Raw genomic sequence first — 23,644 nt, 5'->3', positions numbered from 1 at the left:
CTCTCTTTCCTTTTTAATTTAATATCAACAATACGTACTTCATAGCACAGGCCGGAGCACTTGCCAAACATTCTCTGCCAGTATCCGGTGACCTTCGGCCGTTGGATGGATACCGTCAGGCAGATTCAGTTCCGGTTCCCCCGCAACCCCCTCCAGAATAAACGGCAGAAAAATGACATCGTTCGACCGGGCCAGCTCACCATAGATGGATCGAAATTCAGATGTGTAGGTTTCCCCCATATTTGGCGGAGACTCCATTCCCGTTAGAATTATTGTGGCGTCCGGGTACCTTGCTTCCACCCTGTCGATGATACCTTGCAGGTTTTGCTTTGTAGAGGCAGGATCAATTCCCCGCAGACCGTCATTTCCTCCCAGTTCCAGAACAAAGATATCCACCCCCTGCTGCAGCACCCAGTCGATACGCCGAAGTCCTCCGGCTGACGTTTCACCGCTCAGCCCCGAGTTGATCACTTCGTATGACAGACCCAGCGAATCGATTTTTTCCTGAATAATTGCCGGAAAGGCACGCCCCTCTTCCAGGCCGTATCCGGCCGTAATGCTGTCTCCGAAAAAGAGAATGGTTTCATTTTCTTCCTGCGCGCCATTTTGGGCAGCCAATCCAGCCGGAGCAAGTGAAAACAATACCAGTAACAGAATCGGTATTCCTCCGTATAAAAAGTGTTTTATGTCCATATTAAATGTAATCTCAGATTTGCAATCCGGGTTCCGGACCATCGTAAGGTTCAGCCGCCCCAGCATCGCACAAACTGTAAAAAATTATGATTTTCTTGGTAACGCAGGTCAATTTATAAGATTTTAAGCCCTATTCCCGTTCTGTTCAAAATTAATGAATTTCAAACGCATTGTGCGGAATGGTTTTAGCCCTGTTCTTTGTTACCCTCACTATTGAATAATAAAACCTGAATAATGAAAAACAGTTCCATCCTAGACGTCCAGAATCTTACAAAAAAATTCAAGAGCGGGGATAAAGATCTCACCGTGCTGAAAAATATATCTTTTTCGGTTGATGAGGGGACATCCTGTGCCATCGTCGGACCGTCTGGCAGCGGTAAAACCACTCTGCTGGGGTTGTGTGCCGGCCTTGATAAACCCAGCTCCGGAAGCGTTATCCTGAAGGGTCAGTCAATTTCCAACCTTGACGAAGCCTCCCTTTCAAAAGTTCGAAACGAGCAGATCGGGTTCGTATTTCAGTCATTTCAGCTTATTTCCACACTTACCGCACTGGAAAACGTGATGGTTCCCATTGAATTGAGGGGTACACCCTACCGTGAAGTGGAAGCTCTTGCACTGGAACTTCTCGGCAAGGTAGGTCTGGCCGACCGTACCCACCACTATCCCACTCAGCTGTCGGGGGGTGAGCAGCAGCGTGTGGGGCTGGCGAGGGCGTTCATCCATCAGCCGGCCATTCTGTTTGCGGATGAGCCCACAGGAAACCTTGATGGTGAAACAGGCGCGCAAATTGAAAAATTGCTCTTTGAACTAAATGAGAGTCAGGGTACCACACTGATTATTGTTACGCACGACCGTGAACTGGCTGCCAAATGCAATCGTACCATTGAGCTGAAGAACGGTGAGATTCTGCACGACTCGCTCCCCGATGCGGGTGTTGATCCCGAAACCGGTGTCTCCGAAATTGAAACCGTTTCAGCCGCAGATCTTACTTCATGAAATTACTAAGGCAACTATTTGATTCGTTCAGCTGGAAGCTGGCCTATCGCGATGCGCGGCCGCAGTGGAAAAGCCTTTTCCTATACACTTCCGCCGTTATTGCCGGTGTGGCTGCGCTGGTAGCCATCCTCTCGTTCCGGAATGATGTACTTCTCACCGTTGAGGATCAGTCCAGAGAGTTGCTGGGTGCGGATCTTGAAATTGAGTCCTCCGAGCCGTTCAACGATACCATTACCGCATTTATCGATTCTATAGGAGGCAGCGATGCCAGTGCTGTGGAATTTAATTCGATGGTGATCTTTGGTGATGGCGGACAAACAAGGCTCTCACAGGTGCGCGCCATTGAAGGTCCTTTTCCCCTTTATGGAACCATTGAAACAGAACCTGTTGAAGCAGCTGCAGAATACCGTGAGACAAACGGTGCGCTGCTCGAAAAGTCGGCCATGGAGCAGTACGGGCTGATGCCGGGCGACTCTATCCTGGTTGGCAACAGGTCCATACCCATTCGCGGTGCTCTTCTCAGCGTGCCCGGCGAAGCGGCCGCCTTCTCCCTGATCGGCCCGCGAGTCTATGTACCGCGGCACCTGCTCGAGGGTACCGGCCTGCTCGACCGCGGAAGCCGTGTGGAGTATAAGGAGTACTTCCGTTTTGACGATCCCCAGATGACCGAAGATGTTGTGGCAGCCCTCCGCCCCATCGCACGCGAAAACCGGGTTGGTTTCGATACGGTTGAGGAGAGAAAGGAAGATTTTGATGAAATTGTGAGCAATCTGAGCCGCTTTCTGGGACTCATTGCCTTTATTGCGCTTCTGCTCGGCGGTCTGGGTGTTGCGAGCGCGATTTATGTCTACATCAAGCGCAAAAGTCAGATGGTGGCAACGCTGCGCTGCATCGGGATGCCCTCTGAGAAAATATTGGCATCGATCGCCATTCAGATAGCCGCTCTGGGCCTCATCGGTGCCGTTACCGGAACATTGATCGGGCTTGTGATACAGTCTTACCTGCCAGCCCTGTTTACCGACTTTTTGCCATTCAGTATTGTTCAGAGCATCTCCGTACAGGCAATTGCACTCGGCCTTTTTACCGGTGTACTGATCAGCGTTGCGTTCTCATTGCTGCCGCTTGCGGGTGTGAGCTCCGTCTCTCCCATGCTGACGCTGAGAAGCTCTGAATTCTCCCCGGTGAAGTCTCTCTCCCCGAAAGTGAAATACTCCTTTGCAGGAATCACCCTGGCCATACTTATTGTCGTGATCGGTTCACTCACAGAAAACTTTCTGGTGGCAGCCGTTTTCACGTTCAGCATCCTCTTTTTTGCCTCGTTGCTATGGGTGATAGCGGGTTTACTGATGGCAGCCGTAAAGGGGCTTCGGCTCAAATCATTCTCTTATGTATGGCGGCAGGGTACTGCAAACCTGTTTCGTCCCAACAATCAGACCGCCATGCTGATGACCACGCTTGGCATGGGTATGCTTTTGATCGGAACACTCTATCTGTCTCAGGAGATGCTTCTGCAGAGGATTAATGTGGAGTTTGGAGATGATACACCCGATCTGGTGCTGTATGACATCCAGTCGGATCAAAATGAGGGAATGAACCGAATCATCGAAGATGAAGGAGCGCGCATTCTGCAAAATGTACCCATTATCTCAATGCGGCTGGAGCGCTGGAAAAACAGGCCGGTTGCTGAAGTGCGTGCAGACACTACCGTTGACGTAAGAGGATGGGCATTGAGGAGAGATTACAGGGTTACCTATCGCGATCATCTCACCGATGCGGAAACCATTCTGGAAGGTGAATGGATCGGTGAAGGCGACGGGTTCAATTCGCTTGTACCGGTTTCCATTGCTGATCAGATAGACGATGATTTGCAGGTAGAGATCGGCGATACACTCACCTTTAATGTACAGGGAGTACCGGTGGATACCTATGTTGCCAGCATACGGGAAGTGGATTTTCAGCGCCCTGAGCCCAACTTTTTTGTTGTATTCCCGGTCAATGTACTCGAAGCTGCCCCGCAGTTTTTTGCAACGCTGGTACGCACTACCGGTGAGAGCCAGTCGCCCGCCATTCAGCAGGCAGCCGTCAGGCAATATCCCAACGTATCGGCTATTGACATCAGCGTGGCCATCCGCAGCATCCGTGAATTTCTGGACAAGATCTCCATGGCGATCGAGTTTATGGCTCTTTTCAGCATACTAACCGGATTTATCGTGCTGGCCAGCTCCATCTCTATCAGCCGCAAGCAGCGCAGCAGGGAATCGGTTCTGCTTCGAACGCTGGGGGCTGTTAAATCGCAGGTAAGCAAAATACAGACGATTGAGTATGCATTGCTTGGGCTGCTGGCAAGTCTCACAGGACTCATACTGGCTCTTGGTGCAAGCTGGGCGCTCGCCTACTTCTGGTTCGACCTGGCCTTTGTGCCCGACTTTCTATCACTCTTTGTGATCTCCATGCTGATTACCGCAGCCGCAGTCATCATAGGCTGGAGCGGCAGCCGCCACATTTTCAAATCCTCCCCCATTGAGGTGCTGCGAAATGAAACCATAACCACGTAAATGCAGCGTGTATCAGGATTAAAAGTATGGGCGGGGTGTCTCCCCTCCTTTTCAAGGAGGGGCTGGGCTTGCCTTCCGAAGTCTCGTACGGAGGACAGGGGTGGTTTCAGAACTCATAGCCGATTTATAAATCAGAAATGAGCTCATTATAACCTTAATCAACCTTCCCTAAGAGGGATAATGGTTATTGTAGTCGCCAGATTCAACGATTTTATCCCCCACCTGGAGGGATTTTGTTAAACTCACGTTAAATGAAAGCACTACAAAAGGAACAGATTATGGGAAATGGAAAAGTAAATATCATGTGGGACCACATCAAAATAACTCCGGCATGACCACAAACCAATCCGTCTGGCTCATAACATTTATCGTGATCCTGGTCTGTATCCTGATCGCAGTTCTGGTCTGGATGTATACCGGTCATGTATTTGTGGCCATTGTGGTGGCCCCGCCGGTTATTCACTGGATTTTGAAGAGAAGGCAGCATAGTCGATAGAATCTAGATTACAATCCGGTTACTATTTTTAAAAAATCAATGCTTTATGCCCCGTAGCGTTGCCTCAAAATTTTCTAAAATAATCTTTGCCATGTACTGAATTACTGGAACACTTGTCCCAACATCCTGAATTTTATCAAAAGCAGAAGAAGTTAATGGAGCTGAATCTTTTAAACCACCATGAGCAATCGCATGTCTTTTAGACTTCTCCATTTTTTGCCTGACTTTATCAAAGGACAATCCTTCGTAACCTTTAAATGAAAACCCACTTGGTATTATCTCTTTGGTCTTTTTGTTATCAGCCTTTCTATGCTTCTGCCTCCATTCAGTTCGAAGAGCAACAACATTTTCATAAACCTTCCAAAAAGTCAAAAACTTATGGAAAGGATTATTAGACGAGATGGCTTCACGATACAGAGCTTTAGCATCCCTAGTCTCAACAAAAGATTCTTTTAAATCTATTTCACTACCTATAGAAATAGTTACTTCATTAGGTAAAGCAAATTGATAAGTATAGACTACTCCAGAAGGTACACCTACAATTATTGAATGCGCTATGGGTAGAGGCTGATCGTATTTAAATGAGATTTCATCTAAAACAGGAATTACCACATCAAAAGCAGTTTCCCACATAGTTGAACTAGGTGCATCAGTTCCAAAAACCATAACCATTGCCAATTTACCCCACGGGTCTGGACAGAGAAAGCATTGTAAAGCCGTACCTGAAACTTCAAATCTGCTTTCTAAATTAATTGACGTTGGCCCATTTAAAGCAAGGGAGTAAGGATCCGCAAAATAAAATCTGTTAGGAATTATATAAAACTGAGCAATCCATTTTACATCATTTTCAAGCTGCTTGGCTGAAGAGCCTTGTGGCATAATTCTACTTTCAGTAACTGTTCCAGGGTATAACTCATGTACATAACCACTTTGTGCATTTTGCATATCCGATTTAGCGGACCTTATTCCAAGTTCAGGTCGCCATTGCGTTCCATACAATCCAAAGTGATGAACAGAGATGGCTGGGATTTTATCATTTTCATAAAACCCTAAAAGCCCACTGTTTGCTATTGCAGAAAAGTATTCTTGAGACAAATTGAGAATTTTACAAGCCTCTGAATTTGTAAAGTTTCTCTCACTTGGTTTCACAATCACTCCTCCAACCCATTCACAATCTCCCGGAAACTCTCCAGCCCTGCTTCGATATTTTCTACAATCTCTGCGGCTAATATATCGGGGTCGGGTAGGTTGTCTAAGTCGGTGAGGCTGTCGTCTTTGATCCAGAAGATATCCATACTGGTTTTGTCGCGACCGGTAATCTCTTCGTAACTGTACTTTCTCCAGCGGCCGTCGGGATTCTCTTCGCTCCAGGTCTCTTTGCGGTTGTGGCGGTTTTCGGGATTGTAGAGTTCGACGAACTCTTTCAGGTCGTCAAACCGGAGCGGATTCTTTTTGAGCGTGTGATGGATATTTGTCCGGTAATCATAATACCACACCTCTTTGGTCCACGGCTCCTTGGATGCGGGCTTTGCGTCAAAGAAGACCACGTTCGCCTTCACGCCCTGGGCGTAAAAGATCCCGGTCGGCAATCGCAGCACGGTGTGCACGTCCGCATTTTGCAGCAGCTTCTTCCGTACCGTCTCACCGGCACCGCCTTCAAATAGCACATTATCTGGCAGAACCACGGCTGCCTGTCCATCGGCTTTCAGCATGGCATTGATGTGCTGCACAAAATTGAGCTGTTTGTTGGATGATGTGGCCCAAAAATCCTGGCGGTTGTAGGTGAGCGCCTCTTTCGACTGGGTTCCATCTTCATTTGTGACCGTGATGCTGCTCTTTTTCCCAAAAGGCGGATTGGCCAGCACGTAATCGAACTTCACGGACGGCTCCGAATTGAGGCTGTCGTCCCGCTGAATGGGCGGCTCTGAGTTGATATCCCCGATGTTGTGCAGGAAAAGATTCATCAGGGCCATGCGCGCGGTATTGGGCACTATTTCCCATCCTTTAAATGTATGGTACTTCAGGAATTCTTTTTGATCGCGATCCAGGTCGTAGTTATCGAGCAGATAGTCGTAGGCCGCAAGGAAGAAACCACCGGTACCGGCTGCAGGATCTGCAATGGATTTCATCGGTTCGGGACGCACGCACTCCACCATAGCCCGAATGAGCGCCCTCGGGGTGAAATACTGTCCGGCCCCGCTTTTGGTGTCCTCCGCATTCTTTTCGAGCAGGCCTTCATAAATGTCCCCTTTCACATCAGCGCCCAGCATCACCCAATTTTCGGCATCCAGCATTTGGATCAGCTTGTAGAGCTTGGCCGGGTCCTGAATTTTATTCTGTGCCTTCACAAAGATCTGACCCAGCATGCCGCTCTCCCTGCCCAACTCACGAAGCAGTGTAACGTAATGTTGCTCAAGGTCGGCACCACTGCGCTTTACGAGGCTCTCCCAGTTGTACTCCTCCGGAATGTTAGTATCTCTGTTATAAGGCGGCTGACTGTATTCATGCGCCATCTTCAGAAACAGCAGGTAGGTGATCTGCTCCAGATAGTCTCCGTAGCCAACCCCATCATCTCTTAGCGTATGACAAAAATTCCAGATTTTTTGTACGATGCCGTTGGTGGTCATATTCAATGATTAGAATTACAGTAATTGATGACCCAAACCGTAGGGGCAATTCATGAATTGCCCCTACGGTTTGGGATTGATGTTTTCCGGATGATTCATGTCATCATCCCATCGTTCGGGATTGCTGACAATGTATTCCCTGATTCGGTTCAGAGACTGTTCATCGCGAATGATATGTTCGTAATAATTGCGCTGCCAAAACCGATTTCCCGAATTGTGTAATAACATATTGGCCCGTTTTGCCACATTCATTTTGTACCATCCGATGATTTTGGATAACAACATCTGCCTGCGTTGTTTGCGGTAGGTTTCGAAATCTGTGGCAACGCCCGGTGGGGACATATTGTCACGTTGGGGCATTTCCGGTAGGGGCAATTCATGAATTGCCCCTACCGATTGATTTGCCCCATCCGGTTTATTTATCCCGGCCGAATGGGCATCACGAACCGGATTGTATTCAATGCCAATGATTCCATGAACATGATTCGGCATCACCACAAATGCATCTATAACGACATCATCATACCTTTCAGGTATACGATACCAATAATACCTTGCAATGTCACCGATTTCATTTAGTGCCATTTTGTGTTTCACCACATCGCCAAATACACATTCCCTGTTCTGCGTACAAATGGTCACAAAATATTCGCCGGGGTTTGAATAATCGTACCCTTGCAAACGAATGGATCGGCGATCAGGAAGAACCTTTTTGGCTTTCATTGCACCAACTCCCCACCAAACGCCTTCTTCAAAATACTCTGCCGGAGAGCCTCAGCTTTTTGTAGGTTTTCTTTGATGGTTTGTTCTAATTGATCGACAACAGAAAGGCGAGATTCGATTTCCTCAACAATTCTATCTTGTTCTTTGTTTGAACATATTATAACTGGCCACTTTCTTAACTCAGTTAACCCAATAAAAGGTTGTGCTCCTCCTTTAGACTTAGAAAGAATTTGGTTCAGAGCATCTTGGGATCTATAGTAGTACAGATAGAATCGATTATTCTGAAATTCAGAATAGAATTTAAATAGTCCTACATTTTTAATACTGAAAATTTTGTCAGTATTTACGATTGTTGAGTTGCCTCGGTTATGGCCAATCATAGCAATTATAATGTCACCTTTTTCAACATTTGATCTTTTATAAAACTTCTGGTGCTCTTCCTGTGATATATACCTTGTATCTGAAAAATCTACTTTGTCTGACTTAATATTTTTCTGAGTTATAAAAGGTATCCCTTTGTCTACATAATCTGGTGTATCATGAGTACCATCTTTTACTTCAGATATACATTCTTCATTCCTAATGTAAGTCCAGTATGATGGTAATTCAGGAAGACTATCCAGCTCTTCTTCAGTGATTGGGGGTAATTTTCTTGTTTTCCTCGGCTTCCTCGGTTTCCTCCCAGGCTTCCCATCCTTCTCCCACTGCTCCACTTCCTTTTCCCATTCGGCGAGTTCCCGTTCGCGGTGGGCTTTGCGTTCGGCTTTGATTTGTTGGAGGAGTTCTTCCGGGGTGGGCAGGTCGTCCTGCTGCTCGCGCCACTCTTTTGTGAGCTTGCCTTCAAAGGCATCCTTCAGCACCGCCTGGCGGTAGGTCTTGAGCTGTTTCTGGGCTTTCTTCAGGTTCTCCATACCATGATCAAGCTCGCTGAATAGTTCTTCTATTTTTTCGACGATGCGGTGTTGGGTGGGGAGTGGGGGATTTGGGAGTGGAATCGATTGAATAGTCCGAGAAGACAAATGTTTTACAGTTACTGCTGATGTTTCTGCATGAATTGCCTCTAAATAAGGTTGAAGTAAATAGTAAAGGAACTTTTTTGAGTAACTATCATCGATGTTTCGAATCCTACAAACCCGCTGGTTCAAAAGCCCAGGTTCTCCAACCCAATAGGCAGCTCTGAAGTCTCCGTCCATACCAATTAATATGTCTCCCTTATTCACTAAGTAATCATCATTGTAGTCGCCTGAATAAAGCTCCTCTGCCTTACTTTTGCCAACGTCTCTTATTCTTATAAGGGGTAATCCTGATTCATGATTGAAGTACTCAGATTTGAATGCGTAACCATTTTGCACCTCTGCAATTTCTTGTAGTTCAATCCTTTCCCATTCTTTTGAACATTCTAAAAGGGGATGCCTTCCCGAATCAATAATTTCCTTTGGTGTGAGTCCTAACGCCATAAATATTTACTACTTCCCCTTTGCCAAGCTTTCTTCTAATTTTTCGATCTCCTTCGGTAAGACGTACAAATAAGAAATAAGATAATCTATTAATTCAACCATTTGTCGGGCCATATTTTCATCCGGTTCTTTTTCCATATCAAAATGAGCTCCTAAATTTCCACCATCTCTAATTGCATGTGATAGTGAAGATAATGGAGCTGCAAGGTCAACCTCTTCTTTTGTGTAGTTTATTAGCTTTGCAAGTACTTCATTCCTCTTTTCCTTGGGAAGTAAGTATTTAAATATCCCTTCAAGAGTTCGGCGACATCCAACAGCTGTTGCTACGTAATTTTTACCATTATATGAATCGATAGTAGATATTAATGATCTTTGCAAAGGTTCTGGAATATCATCAATAAATTCAGGGTTTGGATAAAAATTACTTGCAGGGGGATACATGTATATATCTGCTGGGTGCTCACTTTTGCTCGTAGTGTTAGTTTCATCTCTCAACGTCCAAAAGTGAACTTTTCTATTACAATCCGGACAATTAGCTGAAGCTGCAACAGCATTTCTTTTTTTGTCATCATTTAGATCTGTAACTGAAAATGTGACTTTCGCTCTGCAATCATTATGTGGACAATTCGTACTTATTGATTTAGGAACTTTTATTTTACCCGATATCACAGACCACTTTTTTACTTTTGATTTATTTATCAACTGCATAAGTAATTATTTATTAAAAACTTCATATAAATTTAAACTTCAACAAAATCTTCAGGCATTTCCGGCATTTCATCCCAGGTTTGTTTCATTAACTCCCGCCCGTTTTTCTTCTTATTCCGTCCTCCCCATTGCTTAAAGAAAAACGGTACGTTTGCAACCGCACACTGCTCTTTGATATCAATCACCCACTCCGCTTTCATCGGGCGCGGGTTGTGGCCGCTTTCCCCGCCCACAATGACCCAATCAATATTGGATAAATTCATATCAGTCAATGGCCCGATCAGCGGTTCACAAGAAAGGAATTTTGTATCCGCTTTCGTTTTACTGAGAGTATCAATCCGCTCCTTCACACGGTTGTCTTCCACCGACGTACCCATCCAGATATTATCCGTCCAGTTCATGTATCCTGCTTTATCGTATTCAAACAGTAGTTCCGTTCTCTTGGTCAGTATCTGAAATACATGGCGGGGATTTTCATTCATGACTTTGAATACATCCTGAATAAACTCAATCGGCACCTCCGGGTGGAACAGATCACTCATGGAATTCACAAATACCACACGGGATTTTTTCCATTTGTATGGTTCTTCGAGCGTATCAGGATGCGTTCGAACCTTGAATCCATCTTTGTACTTTTCAACACCCATGGCTTTAAGACGTTTTGCCATCACTTCTGCATAGCAAAATTTGCACCCCTGGGAGACTTTCGTACATCCGGTTACAGGATTCCAGGTTAATTCTGTCCATTCGATAGATGATTTTGACATTTTTACTGGTGTTTGTATTTGTTTAGGATATCTGTAGCTATTTTCAAAGCTGCTGAATTATTCGAGACAAAAATAAGATGATACATAATTGAATTCTTTTCATTTCGCAGTTCAAAAGGTTCTGTGACAAACTCAAAAACATCACCCAATCTATTCTGATATAATTCTGCAGCCCTTTGGACCGCTTTTTCTATTTTGGTTACACGAGTTTCTTCCCCAAAAAGTGTTAATTCTACCTTTTCACGAAAAAAGAAATTCTTTATTTGTTGTTCAGTTAAACCCAGGAACCGTTCAAGCTTGTCAATCCATTTATCACTTATTTCACCATCTTTCTTTAACAGACGATTTACTCCCATTCCCGTAGGTACAAGAATCCAAACATCAGCGCCAACGCCCTCCAGCTTTTTCAATGAGTCCCAATCCAGTTGCATGCCACAAGGATCGATATAAGAAAGCACCTTGTCGTAGTTTCGTTGATCTTTTGGCTTTTTCAAGTGCTCAGCCATGTCCGACAGTTTAATATTGCAATCATCTTCTACAATATGGATTGTCTTTTGAGGAAATGCCTCTTGAGTATTTTTCCTTAATTCCTTCACATTTTTAGCATCTTTTTCAACAAAATAGTATCCGTCAAAACTTTTGGGCTTATCAATTTCTACAATTCTGCGAGCCGCACCTATCGTTAATTCAGGGTTTTCAGCTTTGCCTCTCACAATAAATCCCGTACCTGCAAACCCGTCAAAATAAAGTGTACGCCAATAGATATGCTTTTTCATTATGGTCAAGTAAGCTTTGGCGTACTCAACTAATATTTCAATTTTCAGTGCTGTCCAATCTCCGCCAAATTGGTTCATAACGACCTCTTTTACATTTTACTGATTTATACTGACTACACCCTGTCACCCCTTAGTCTAATAAAACGCCTTTCATTAGACTAAGGAAATCCATAGTCCAGCAGACTGGATTAAAAATGTTACAACGCCTCCAATTTACCCTTCGAGCTTGCTTTGTATGCAAACGGTCGTTTCTTCTTTTGGGAGATTTTGATGATGTCCGGCCAGTGCTTTACCATCATTTTCAGCATATCCCAATATCGAAAACCTTTCCTGGATGGCGGCCGGAAATAGAACATCCCCAAGCCGTACTGCTCACAAAGTTCACGCTGATGCGTGATACGCTGGATGTTATAATCCTGTGTGATGATGCATGCGTTTTGCTCACCGGCGAGCGGAATCCAATCCTCGTCCAATGCTCCTTCCCCGAATTCGTCTTTAATGGATTTGACCTCAATCGGGTCCCGGAGTTTTGTACTCTCCGGGCGCTGTAAAATGTCGAACCCTCTGGCCAGGTAAGGCGACATGTTTTCATCCACGTAAATAATCATGCAGCCTCGCAATATTCAATTGCGTGCCTCACATCCTCTTCACTTATTTCGTAGGTAAATGCAATGAATTTTTCCGGTTCACCTGCCTTGTACAAGTTGTAAATCGTCTCGGGATAAATATTGGATGTATTCACGACCGGATGTCCGAATTTTCGCCTGGGATCTACCAAAATGCCCTTATCCTTTCCAAGCGGCCAGAATCTGGAAGCCACCAGATCACTGTCAAATTCAAGGTTCTTCAGAAACAGGCGTATAAAGGAGAGATTGAGCTGTTTTGTCCCGTCAAGTGTGCAGGTAATGCCGTTACTGGTCAAAAAGATCTTCTTGCCGTCCGTTCGTATTTTCTCAAGAACATTCCGCTGTGCAAAAGGAAAGGGAGTTTGCAGTTCCTTTGAGAGTTCAATATGTGCTTTTAACACTTCCCTTGTTTTGACCCCGGCTTCGGCAAACTGAACCAGAATATAGAATTCTATCAGTGTATGGAAACCTACCGCTTGTGAGTTTTCTACTTTCCAGGAATAGTTCCCCTCAAAAAATTTTCCGAGCTCGCCTTCCCAATATGTATTCAGCCATCGATGTACTTTTGAATAAGGCAAGCGCAAAATTCGTGCAATTTCCCGGATAGTATAAATTCCGTTACCTATTGAAAGTTCATTTTCGAAATCCACACCCATATCATTATTTGTTAGAATTTAATATATACAAAATATGTGTGGCCGGCTCGCATTTTAATGTTTTCATGCCACCAGCTCCTCGTTCATCTCTTCAATGATGTGGTCGATCTCATCCCCAAACAGCTGATACATTTTCCCGATGCCGCCCTTTGCATCAAAAGGTGCCATATTCAAATCCTCTTTGTTGAAGTGAACCGAGGTGGCAATGTGGTCTTTTATCATCCGCAGCCAGTTCATCTGTTCCTCATTGAACTTCAGATTGCCGGCCTGTTTTCCGAACACCCAATCCTGGAAGTTCCTGTTCACGATGGCATCGTAGGGAGTCAGTTCATCGTCAATTTCCGTTACACGACGGATCAGGGATACCAGGGCGATCAATTCATTTTTGGGTGAATTGCCATTCACCTTCTCCACAGCCTGCCACGCCTGCCACACATTCAGCGGGGCGAGCTGCGGTTTTTCCCGTTTCAATACCTCAAGCACGTCGCGGATCATGCGGTACGTCACCTCTCGCCTGCGGTGTGGCTGGTTGTAAAAAATGGAGAGCGCCGTGATTTCGTCCTTATGTTCCTCAAGGAACTCCCTGAAACCGGCCACCAGTTGTTCGGCCTGTTTCTTCTGCTCTTTATCCCACCCGGCATAGGTCACCAGATCCTGGTTCACGCGGTCGATAATCTGTTCGTGCACCTTGCGCACATTATCGATGTAGTCGATAATCTCACCGGTAAATGTTGCAGAGGCTTTTTCGATCAGTTTCTTTTTGGCCTGCCCGTGATCCACACCGGATCGCTCCGCTTCATCCTCAATCGCATCGGGGTTAAAGGCATCCAGCAGTTCATGGGTTACACGGTTGATGGTTTTACCGGTTTTCATATTGAACTCTTGTTTATCCGAGTCACTCAGTTGCTTTTCCAGCCTGGCAAATCGGCTCGCAGCTGAGGTGAAGAAATCTTCATCCTCCGATCCCATCATGATGCCCATCAGCAGATCCTTCAGCGGAACCGTTCGTTTGCGCTCCAGCGGACGACTGTCGGTCTTCACGCTTTTCGATACCCCCACGGCATCTACAATCACAAAGTGGGTTTTATCGGTTTTGGCTGACGGGGAAACTTTGATCAGTCCTTCACGGTCGAGCGTGCGGGTGCCGCGACCTTTCATCTGTTCAAAGTAATTCCGGCTCTTCACATCCCGCATAAAGAGCAGGCACTCCAGCGGTTTCACATCGGTGCCTGTAGCAATCATATCCACGGTTACCGCGATGCGCGGGTAGTACTCATTCCGGAACTGGGCCAGCACCGATTTGGGGTCTTCCTCAATCTTATAGGTCACCTTTTTGCAGAACTCATTTCCCTCGGCAAACTCCTCGCGCACCATCTGAATGATGTCGTCGGCATGGCTGTCGGTCTTGGCGAAGATGAGCGTTTTGGGAATTTCATCGCGGTCGGGGAAGATCTCCTGCAGTTTATCGCGAAACGCGCGGATGATATTCCGAATCTGGCTCGGGTTTACCACATCCTTGTCGAGAGCCGTGGAGCTGTACTCAACTTCATCCTCGAGCTTCTCCCAGCGGGTTTTGCGGGTCAGTTTTTCCCGCTTGTCCACGAACTCTTCTGCCTCAAGCCGGGAACCCTCTTTGGTGATCTTCGTTTCAATGGTGTAGAGATCGTGCCCAACATTCACCCCATCGGCCACCGCATCTTCATGGGAATATTCGCTCACTACATTCTCGTTGAAGAACCCGAAGGTTCGCTTATCAGGCGTAGCCGTAAGGCCGATCAGGAAACTGTCAAAATAGTCAAGCACCTGTTTCCACAAGTTGTAGATCGAGCGGTGACACTCGTCGATCACAATCACATCAAAGAACTCAACCGGGATATTTTCACTGTACACCACCGGCATCGGTTCTTTCGGCTGATACCGCTCATTGGGGTTTTCTTCGTCAACCTGCTCATCCGGCTCCTCTCCCTTCATCATGGAGTAGAGACGCTGGATGGTGCTGATGCACACCTTATTGTCGGGTGCAATGTAGTTGGACTGCAGACGCTGTACGGGGTAGAGTTCAGTAAACTTGCGGTTATCATCCGATGGTGTGTACTTCATGAACTCCTGCTCGGCCTGTTCGCCCAGGTTTTTGGTATCCACAAGGAAAAGAATACGTTTGGCTCCGGCAAACTTAAGCAGGCGGTAGATCATGGTGATCGCCGTAAATGTTTTCCCGGATCCTGTGGCCATCTGTACCAGGGCTCTTGGCCGCGCATCTTTAAATGACGTCTCTATATTTTCAATTGCCGAAACCTGGCACTTTCTCAGTCCCTCAAAATTCAAGCCGGGTAAATGCTGCAGCCGTTCTCGTAATGATGGATTCTGGATCCACTCTTCCAGCGTGTCGGGCTGATGAAAGGAGAACACGTCTCTTGATCGCGGCTTTGGATCCCTGCGGTCGGTAAACCGGGTAATCTCCCCGGTGCTTTCATACACAAAAGGCAGGTCGGCATCCCCGATGTGTTTCAGGCCGCTGGTGGCATATCCCGCCGACTGTTCTTCCACTTTGGTAATTCGATGTCCTTCATCATCCCGTTTGGCTTCGATCACACCCACCGGCTGCTTATTCACAAACAGGATGTAATCGGCCGGCCCCGATTCCGTGGGATACTCACGAACTGCAACTCCTTTCCCTGCCCCAAAATTGATTTTTTTATAGTCCTGAACGATCCAGCCAGAATAATCTAGCATGCGGTCTATTTCAAGCCGTGCATTTTGTTCAGGAGTAAGTGTCATAAAACCAATACTATTCTTTTATTTCCTGAATAGTATAATCAAAAAGAATGATATGGCGGAACGAAAAAAATGAAATTTAAAACCCGGTCATCCTTTTCCCTACCGGTCCATCAGGAGAAACAGGAACATTTTGTGAGCTTCTTTCTCTTTTCAGGTATTTTTATCACTTTACTGTATAATCCTAACACTTACAGCTGAGAGCCATGAAAATCCTTGTTCCCGTCGATTTTTCCGAACTGAGTGAAAAAGCCCTCGAAGTGGCCGATACGTTTGCCAAAGTGATGGATGGAACGGTTACCCCTTTTCATTCACACATTCCCATCTCCGAACTCGATGAACCCTATGCCCTGGGAATGAGTTCTCAGGTTTATCAGGATTTTGAATCCATTGAAGATAATCTGACACACCGGCTAAAGTCCGTTTCAGCAGAAAAAGTAGACGAATCCAGGCTGAGCGACCCTGTTGTGGCCATGGGGAATCCGGCACAAAGCATCATCGATATTTCGGCCGATTTCGACTATGTGATTATGAGTACTCACGGCAGAACCGGTTTCACGCGTTTTCTGCTCGGATCCGTTGCCGAAAAAGTGCTGCGGCTCTCTCATACACCGGTTATGGTGGTGGAAGATGAATCGGATGTGGGATCTTTCAAAAAAATCCTGGTTACAACCGATTTCTCCGATAATGCAACCGTTGCCTACCCGCATGCTGTGAATATCGCCGAAAAAACCGGCGCCGACCTCGACCTGATCCATATTCTCAGCTTCGATCAGTTCGACACCATCGAGGAGGACCGGTCACTCCAGAAAATAAGGGAAGACCGTATCAAGCTGCTTGAAAAAGAGCATTTCCATAAGTTCAAAGGCAATATTACCTCTAAAGTGATTGTATCGCAGGATTCACCGCACGAAGCCATTTATAACTATGTGCAGGATAACCCCTACAATCTCATTGTGATGTCGACCGTGGGCCGCACGGGCATTAACTATCTCATGATGGGAAGTACTACGGCCAACCTGGTTCGCCATGTAAAAACGGCCGTACTGAGCGTAAACCCGCGCCAGGAAGAGGATGAAGAGATCGTGGTCGACACGGATGAGTGACGAATGATATGCACGTTAAATTAGGATGAAAGGGTACACCAGCCCCCTTCCCTTCCCATTGCGGCTTGCATCCTGCAGTTAGTCAATTGAAGCTTGCTTCATCTGCTGAATAAAGCCGTCTAACGGCAGACTATTCTGGTGTGTTACAGCCCGAATTTTATCGTGGCCAGCATGTTCCAGCGGTCTGCATTGCGGTTTGCATTTTCCGATCCAATTGTAAACGAGGGCGAGGAGTCCGGAAGATCGGAGTAATCATACTCGGCATAATCATAAACCGCAGAGGTCTCTTCCCAGTTTGTGTATTGTGCGGCAAGTTCCAGACGAACATTGTCCGTGAGTGTAAAGCCTGCTCCGAACAGTAACACACCCCGGTCATTATCGCTCGTCTCAAACTTATCGGGATAAACTGCAAATCCACCCCGCAATGTAGCAAACGGGCTCAGATCATAGGCAGCGCCAACCCTTACGTTCCATACCGGGGAAAAAGTTTCACTGATAAATTCATTTTCGATCTGCTGATCTTCCAGAAGCCGGCTTTGCACAAAGTCGATTTCAGTTCCCGAATAGTCCACATACTCAGCCGAGGCTGAAATTGTCAAGCCTTTATAATCGGTTACAGCCAATCCAAGTGATGTTCTGGCCGGAAAAGTAAAAAAGTATCGGAATTCTGAATCGATATCGTCTTCGAACATCTCACCGTTATCAAAAGTGGTGGCTATGTTGGCTGAAAAAAGTTCGTCTACCTGAATCCGTGTACCAAATGCATAACTTGCGCCTGCATTGAGGTGCTTGTTGATTTTGTAAATGGCGCCAAGGCGCAGTCTTATGCCGGAATAATCGACCTCAATCCGGTCGTCCAGTAAAATCCTGTCAATATCGGTTTCGCCTGTACCGTCTCCGTCCACATCCAGAAAGTCGGAGCTGTAATCATTGAATCCATCAATCTCCTGAAAAGCCCTGGTGTAGGTGTAATTTCCATTTAATAATCCCAGACTGAACCCAATCATCAGATTTTTACGAATCTCCGTGCCCAGAAACGCGGAAAATTCACCTCCGTAACCGCTCTCGAAAATTTCTGCATTCTGGTCGATTCCCAGAAAATCGCCGGGCTGGTCAAAACCAATCCGGAAAATGGATTCGTCCCAATCCTGAAATTCATCTCCGTAATCAGTCGCAAATGTGTTAAATGCGATATCCGCGTAGCTTGAGCCGGGTGTTTTAAAATTATCCGTTATCGAGCTCACGTTATTCCGGGCTCTCAGTGAGAGTGCACGGTTAAAAGATGAGTGCTGCGTATACCCTGCACCTGCTACCAGGCTTCCCCTGGTGGTTGGAAAAACGTACACAACGCCCAGGTTTGACAGCGTGGTCTGCTGATCATCTGCAAGACGGCTGTTGCCGCGATAGATTGACTCTTCCTCAACACTTCTGAGAGAGAAGCCCGCTTCTCCAAAACTCTCCCTGAAGAATGCCGCACTGGCCGGATTATCCTGATAGGATCCGAATCCCGCGCCAAAGGCTGTACCCGGTAATATGAGGGATACAGGATCCAGCGGCTGCCCATAATCCCCAAACAGTGTAGCCTGATTGCTGTATAGAAGCCTGTTATTCGGATTGGCGCCGGTAACCTGGGCTAATGAAGTACCCACTCCTGCGGTAAGAATCAGGGAAACCGACAGAATGGTAATTTTTATGGAATTTTCGGACATACGTCTCCTCTGTAGTTGAAGATGATTCAATCGAATAGATGCTTAAATCAGATTAAGTTCCCGGTCAGTTAGTTGTTTCTTGACGATGATCGGCTTCTTGATGATGACGTTCCGCGGCTGCTGCCTGATTTGCCTGAAGACCTGGACACTCCGGATGACCGGCTTGACGATCCGGAACTTCGGACTGCGGATGAACCGGATGAACTTCTTGATGATGACCTGCCAACAGACGAGGATCTGGAAGAGCGGCTGCTGCCCGCTGCTTCACGCAACACAGACGATGCCGCCTGGGTAGCTCCACGCAGCAGTATTCTGCCGAACGAGCTTGATCCTGACCGGGCCGCTTCACGGTTTAATCGCGTCGCAGATCGCAGGGGTACGTTTACAGGCCGGAGATTTTCGATATCAATACCGGAACTGCGCTGACCTGGAACTGCACGGTTTAGTAAGCTTTCCCTTGCAGAAGTCGATTCCATTGATCTTCCTGATGAACGTTCTGTTCTGATTGTGCGGCCTGTATTTTCACGGTTTGCTATTTCTCCTCTTCGGATGATTGCGCTGCTGCCTTGACCGCTGATGATGCTGGACCGTACGTCTGATCGGACATCTGAACGTGATGACGACTGAACGGCTGCCGCCTGCCGGTTATTGGATCGGCTTCGCGATGCGGATGAACCGCTTGAACGACTGCTGCTTCGGCTGCGATTCACTGCACTGCCTGAAGAGCGGTTACTGCTCCGGCTTCGGTTCACTGAACTTCCGGATGATCGATTATTGTTGCTTCGGCTGCGATTTACCGAGCTGCCGGAAGAACGATTATTGCTGCGTGTTCTGCCCACAGAACCGCTGCTTCCGCGGCTTGAAGAGCCCGAACGGTTCACGGTCCCCCGATTTGTGGTACGGCCGGTTGATCGGCTGCCTACGCTGCTTCGGGTACTCGTGCCTCTGCTTCTAACCGTGCTGCGTGCGGCCGACCGGCTGTCGATTCGTGAAGATCTTGCATTGGCACGAACTGCAGAACGGCTGCTGTTAATATCGGGACGCGTACGGTTGATGGTGGATCGTCTTGAAGAAGCCAGGCCTGTACTTCTGGCACTGTAATTGCGATTGCTAACAATATTGTTGTTATAGATCACGACCGGGCGATTGTAGTAACCGTACCATCCGCTCCAGTACCCGCCATAGTAAAATGGATCGTAAAACGGGTAGCGATAGTATCCATAGTCATAAAACCCACCATAGTAGTAACGGTTATAGGCGAAATGGGATCCGAATCCAAAGTATCCCCATGGCCTGCTCCAGCCGAAGTGGATGGAAAACCCGTGTCTCCAGTGCGGCACACCATAGTAGGTGTAGTAATGGTAGGGTGAGTAGAACCAGTCCGGATCATACGGACGCATGTAGTTTGAGCGGTATGAATGGCTTTTTGTGTGGGCAAGGGAAGCGCCGTGTTCCAGGTACCAGTCGCGGGTCTCTTCGTCTACAAAATAGAAGGATTCCGCATCTACCCAGCCGTCTTCATAGCCCAGCTCGTAGTCTTCCACATTCTCAATTTCGTCTGCGCGCTCCTCCACCGGTGCGCGTCTTTCAGGAGCTGCTCTCTGTGTTGCGGGATAGTATCCGTCATACCCCCTTCTATCCACGGTTTCAAGCTGTGTGTAGCAGCTTGACGCAAACATTGCGGTAAAAAGTAGTAGTACTGTATGGTTTAGTATTCTTGATGTCATAACAGCCTCCGGCTCATGTCACTTGTATGTTCTACTTATAAAATAACGTCTCATCCTGTAGCATCATATCGCATTTCCATGTGATGCACTTTTGCTGGCTTTATCTCCTTTTTTGCCAATTGTATATAGTTAACGGGTGCACAACCTGATTTGTTCCACTTGCAGCAATAGAATTCTTTTAATTAAAGTTAAAAGATACTGATAAATAAGCGCGGGCGCGAATAGACAGTGGTTGATGGACGATGAGTGATGAATGATGAGCGATGTGAGAAATTTCCGGAATAAATAGTGTTGCCTTAAATCAAACCTGCCGCCTGAACCATGAAGATATCCGATTGGAGATTAGTGATCGGAGATCTTTGATTTAAATTTTACCCTGACCCTGCTGCGTGCTGTTCGCAGTTCCGAGACTTCGGGGCACCCTGTAAATAATCTCCTCTTACAACTCTGTCAATGCTATTTCATCAATTATTATTCTCTCTTGTAGTGGATGTACCGCTTCTGCTTCGGCCGGACGATGATCCGGATGAAACATGACCTGATGACCTTCTTTCAACGGATCCGGATCGGTTACCGCCCGCTTCACTGCGCCTTGTTGAAAATGTACTGCGTCCTGCATTCAGATGCATTTTTCTGGCCGCCCTGTTTCTCTCCAGTCTTTCGCGATACTCTTCAGCCCGTCTCTCGGTAAGGTTTACGCGGGCGGCGTCTCTCTGTACCCTTTCAAAATCCCGGTGTAATATCCTGTTTCGCAATATTTCTGTCCGCACTGAACCTAATCTATCATCAACCGGCCTTATTATTCGCGGGTTGCTTGTGAAGTTGTACTCCCGATCATCATTATGGACCCTCGCCTCTGCTGTAATACGATTGTTGTAGCTGTTCCAACCCTTCTGATATCCGGCAAAAATGTGCGGACTATAGTATAAACCACCATAATAATCGTAGTTGAGCCTGCCCCAGAAAAATAACGGGCGGTAGTTGTAATAGGCATAGAGGTGATTGTAACCTATGTTTCTCCATGGCTTCCACCCGCCGAAATAATTGCTGTATGGATTCCTCAAACCCGGAACAATGAAGTATTCGCCCTCATATGTGTAATACGCGTAGGGTGAAAAAAACCAGTTTGGATCGTACACCTGCCGGTAACCGGCACGATAGGGATAGCTATGGCCGTAGGCGAGTGAAATGCCGTGCTCCAGGTACCAGTTGCGGCTTTCTTCATCTACAAAATAGGCCACGTCCGCGTCTATCCATCCGCTCTTGTCACCGGCTACATACTCCTCCGTGTTTACTGCTTCATCTTCACGGTTCTCAATATCTGTATATCTTTCAGGTACCTTTTGCTGTCCGGTTTCATAGTATCCGGCATCTGATTCCCTTTCTGTAGTCTGCATATGTGTATAGCAGCCTGATACAAAAAACAGGGTGGAGAGCAGCAGAACTGTGTGAATCCGAAATGTTAATGTCATAGCAGGTACCGGCTTATTTTATATATGTTCTGAAAAAATAATACCTCATTGAGTTTTATCATATCGCATTTCCATGTGATGCAATTTTCACTCTGTTACAAGACATTTTACCAGTCACATAATTTTAACGGGTGTCCTACCCTGATGCTTCCGTTTTCACGAATACGTTTGCCAGTCAAAGCATGATGATAACCAAAAAGATGGCGTCGGCGACCTATAGAATCTTTCCCATTGCCTCCTCGATACGAAAAGAGGTTCTGATTAAATCCGGCCCCGGAGGAACCTTAGTTGGCGATCAACGAACCGCTGATTAAAATCGGCGGCTATGATATGGCCACGCCTGCAGCGTTTGTCAATTCCTGGCTAAAGAGTGGCACCGATAATTAAACCTGCCGCCTGATGCTTGATGCCTGCAGCCTGAACCATCAAGATATCCGATTGGAGATTAGTGGTCGGAGATCTTTGATTTAGATTTCACCCTGAACCTGCTGCGTGCTGTTCGCAGCTCCGAGTCTTCGGGGTACCTTGTACCTTGAACCCTGTAGCCCCTTGGCCTGCGAAGCTTTAGCATAGTGGATAGCGTAGTAGGCTGCACCCGTTTCAAAAGCCCATATATTAAAAAAGGCTGACTGATCCAAAGCAGGACAGTCAGCCAAAATCAGTACTCTAAAACAACCCGTGATGAATCCCTTCGGAATCTCAGGACATATCGTTAATTATTATTCTCTCTTGTAGTTGAAGTACCGCTCCTGGTGCGGCCTGATGATCCGGATGAAGTGTTAACCGAGGAGCCTGTTCTGCTGATACCTGAATTGTGAGAGACACCGCTGTTTCTGGAAGAATTCCGGTTGTAATTTGAAAATGTGCTCCTTGATGAGCGGTTTCTCTCATGATACTCGATGGCCCATCTTATCATTTGAGCTTCACGACTAATGCCGGTCTCTATCTGTTCCACTCTCACATTATTAATCCTGTTGCGTAATATCTCTGTCCGGCTTCGGAGTGCCCTTACGCCATTTTCGTCAAATTTTCTCGCAAGAACCCTGTCCCTTTCACCTATATTAAGATCAGGGTCCTCACCCACTCTGTCTTTTTCACTTCTGTTAAAAGCAGGATTCACACCCAATCTATCCCTTAAAACCTTATTATTATCATAGTTTGAATGTGCTAAAGATGTACTTGTCGATTCACCGCAAGGAAGGCTTGACCCATAAAATGCGGATAGCTGGAATGGGTTGTAACACCAACTGTTCGGCCGCTCACTATCCCAGTAATACCACTGTGCCCATCTGTCATAAAAGAAGCTGTACGTATACTGGTTCGAAAAGTAGGGCGGATGAAAGACGCCAGGAATAATATTGGCATTGCCCAGTACAAAGGGTCCGAACGTGCTATACAGGTAGCTGTTTGTATATCCGGGGTAGTTGTAAAAAAATGAACCTCCGTAGGTTGAAAACCAGTAGGATCTGGTTGGGTTTTGCTGGCGGAAACTGGCCATTACTGAAGACGTGGTATCACCTGCCAAATCGATTCCGGCATATCCGTACCACTCTCTTGCACTGTAATCGACAAAATAATATGGACCGCTCGCCTCAATCCAGCGATCATCAACGGGTGTCGCCTCCCCCATCCCGTTAATATACTCAGATTCTTCCGGCGTAATTGTTTTAAACGATGTGTAACAACCTGATAAAGCCAACAGCCCCGTAATATATATCAACAGATGTATTATACTGGATTTCATTGTGGCACTCTATTAGTTAGCGTAATTAATT

Annotated in this window: 20 protein-coding genes; 4 read left to right on the top strand and 16 right to left on the bottom strand. The window is 46.5% G+C overall.

The features are described 5' to 3' along the window. Positions 1-39 precede the first annotated feature (39 nt). Positions 40-693 carry an arylesterase gene (locus DDZ15_RS06240; RefSeq protein WP_109646503.1) on the bottom strand — a complete coding sequence of 218 codons (654 nt, stop codon included), beginning with the start codon at positions 691-693 and terminating at the stop codon, positions 40-42. 234 nt (positions 694-927) lie between these two features. Here DDZ15_RS06240 and DDZ15_RS06235 point away from each other — a divergent pair, with 234 nt between their 5' ends. The 3 genes from DDZ15_RS06235 (at position 928) to DDZ15_RS16685 (ending at position 4,740) form a co-directional block, all read left to right on the top strand. Beyond that, positions 928-1,689, top strand: coding sequence for an ABC transporter ATP-binding protein (locus tag DDZ15_RS06235; RefSeq protein ID WP_109646219.1), 762 nt, complete (start codon positions 928-930; stop codon positions 1,687-1,689). Beyond that, on the top strand, positions 1,686-4,244 hold the full coding sequence (locus tag DDZ15_RS06230) for an ABC transporter permease (RefSeq protein WP_109646218.1): 2,559 nt from the start codon (positions 1,686-1,688) through the stop codon (positions 4,242-4,244). The genes DDZ15_RS06235 and DDZ15_RS06230 overlap by 4 nt, the downstream gene beginning before the upstream one ends. 331 nt (positions 4,245-4,575) lie before the next feature. Then, the gene (locus DDZ15_RS16685) at positions 4,576-4,740 is read left to right on the top strand and encodes a hypothetical protein (RefSeq protein ID WP_158278634.1); all 165 of its coding nucleotides are present in this window, start codon (positions 4,576-4,578) and stop codon (positions 4,738-4,740) included. A 36-nt stretch (positions 4,741-4,776) separates the two neighbouring features. Here the strand turns inward: DDZ15_RS16685 and mauJ are convergent, their stop codons facing one another. The 10 genes from mauJ to DDZ15_RS06180 form a co-directional block, all read right to left on the bottom strand. Next, positions 4,777-5,889: a methylamine utilization protein MauJ gene (gene mauJ, locus DDZ15_RS06225; protein WP_146198528.1), complete on the bottom strand. Its 1,113-nt coding sequence runs from the start codon at positions 5,887-5,889 to the stop codon at positions 4,777-4,779. A 2-nt stretch (positions 5,890-5,891) separates the two neighbouring features. Next, positions 5,892-7,367 (bottom strand): class I SAM-dependent DNA methyltransferase, encoded by a 1,476-nt coding sequence (locus tag DDZ15_RS06220; protein ID WP_109646213.1) that lies wholly within the window; start codon positions 7,365-7,367, stop codon positions 5,892-5,894. A 63-nt stretch (positions 7,368-7,430) separates the two neighbouring features. After that, positions 7,431-8,090: a transposase gene (locus tag DDZ15_RS06215; RefSeq protein ID WP_109646211.1), complete on the bottom strand. Its 660-nt coding sequence runs from the start codon at positions 8,088-8,090 to the stop codon at positions 7,431-7,433. After that, on the bottom strand, positions 8,087-9,547 hold the full coding sequence (locus DDZ15_RS06210; RefSeq protein WP_109646209.1) for a restriction endonuclease subunit S: 1,461 nt from the start codon (positions 9,545-9,547) through the stop codon (positions 8,087-8,089). The genes DDZ15_RS06215 and DDZ15_RS06210 overlap by 4 nt, the downstream gene beginning before the upstream one ends. 9 nt (positions 9,548-9,556) lie before the next feature. Continuing rightward, the gene (locus DDZ15_RS06205; RefSeq protein ID WP_109646207.1) at positions 9,557-10,255 is read right to left on the bottom strand and encodes a DUF4145 domain-containing protein; all 699 of its coding nucleotides are present in this window, start codon (positions 10,253-10,255) and stop codon (positions 9,557-9,559) included. A gap of 32 nt (positions 10,256-10,287) precedes the next feature. Further along, a complete protein-coding gene (locus DDZ15_RS06200) occupies positions 10,288-11,022 on the bottom strand; it encodes a DUF5131 family protein (protein ID WP_109646205.1) in 735 nt (244 codons plus the stop codon). 2 nt (positions 11,023-11,024) lie between these two features. Then, positions 11,025-11,876 carry a three-Cys-motif partner protein TcmP gene (tcmP, locus tag DDZ15_RS06195; RefSeq protein ID WP_109646203.1) on the bottom strand — a complete coding sequence of 284 codons (852 nt, stop codon included), beginning with the start codon at positions 11,874-11,876 and terminating at the stop codon, positions 11,025-11,027. Positions 11,877-11,995: 119 nt separating this feature from the next. Then, the gene (locus tag DDZ15_RS06190; protein WP_109646201.1) at positions 11,996-12,406 is read right to left on the bottom strand and encodes a PIN-like domain-containing protein; all 411 of its coding nucleotides are present in this window, start codon (positions 12,404-12,406) and stop codon (positions 11,996-11,998) included. After that, positions 12,403-13,080 carry a DUF433 domain-containing protein gene (locus DDZ15_RS06185; protein WP_109646199.1) on the bottom strand — a complete coding sequence of 226 codons (678 nt, stop codon included), beginning with the start codon at positions 13,078-13,080 and terminating at the stop codon, positions 12,403-12,405. The genes DDZ15_RS06190 and DDZ15_RS06185 overlap by 4 nt, the downstream gene beginning before the upstream one ends. A 63-nt stretch (positions 13,081-13,143) precedes the next feature. Next, positions 13,144-15,858, bottom strand: a complete 2,715-nt coding sequence (locus DDZ15_RS06180) for a type I restriction endonuclease subunit R (RefSeq protein WP_109646197.1) — start codon at positions 15,856-15,858, stop codon at positions 13,144-13,146. 203 nt (positions 15,859-16,061) lie between these two features. Here DDZ15_RS06180 and DDZ15_RS06175 point away from each other — a divergent pair, with 203 nt between their 5' ends. Further along, a complete protein-coding gene (locus DDZ15_RS06175) occupies positions 16,062-16,961 on the top strand; it encodes a universal stress protein (RefSeq protein ID WP_109646195.1) in 900 nt (299 codons plus the stop codon). Between the two features lie 143 nt (positions 16,962-17,104). On the opposite strand, the gene DDZ15_RS06170 is transcribed toward DDZ15_RS06175, so the two are convergent. The 5 genes from DDZ15_RS06170 to DDZ15_RS06150 all read right to left on the bottom strand — a co-directional run bounded on the left by DDZ15_RS06170 (position 17,105) and on the right by DDZ15_RS06150 (position 23,613). Continuing rightward, positions 17,105-18,670: an outer membrane protein transport protein gene (locus DDZ15_RS06170; RefSeq protein ID WP_109646194.1), complete on the bottom strand. Its 1,566-nt coding sequence runs from the start codon at positions 18,668-18,670 to the stop codon at positions 17,105-17,107. Between the two features lie 68 nt (positions 18,671-18,738). After that, positions 18,739-20,397: a hypothetical protein gene (locus tag DDZ15_RS06165; RefSeq protein WP_146198527.1), complete on the bottom strand. Its 1,659-nt coding sequence runs from the start codon at positions 20,395-20,397 to the stop codon at positions 18,739-18,741. A 464-nt stretch (positions 20,398-20,861) separates the two neighbouring features. Next, positions 20,862-21,869: a hypothetical protein gene (locus DDZ15_RS06160; RefSeq protein ID WP_109646190.1), complete on the bottom strand. Its 1,008-nt coding sequence runs from the start codon at positions 21,867-21,869 to the stop codon at positions 20,862-20,864. 467 nt (positions 21,870-22,336) lie between these two features. Continuing rightward, positions 22,337-22,525, bottom strand: a complete 189-nt coding sequence (locus tag DDZ15_RS06155; RefSeq protein ID WP_109646188.1) for a hypothetical protein — start codon at positions 22,523-22,525, stop codon at positions 22,337-22,339. A 56-nt stretch (positions 22,526-22,581) separates the two neighbouring features. Next, positions 22,582-23,613, bottom strand: a complete 1,032-nt coding sequence (locus DDZ15_RS06150) for a hypothetical protein (protein ID WP_146198526.1) — start codon at positions 23,611-23,613, stop codon at positions 22,582-22,584. Positions 23,614-23,644: the final 31 nt, after the last annotated feature.

Origin of the sequence: Rhodohalobacter mucosus (assembly GCF_003150675.1) — a bacterium.
Lineage (GTDB): Bacteria > Bacteroidota > Rhodothermia > Balneolales > Balneolaceae > Rhodohalobacter > Rhodohalobacter mucosus.
This window is presented reverse-complemented; position numbering and strand designations above follow the sequence as displayed.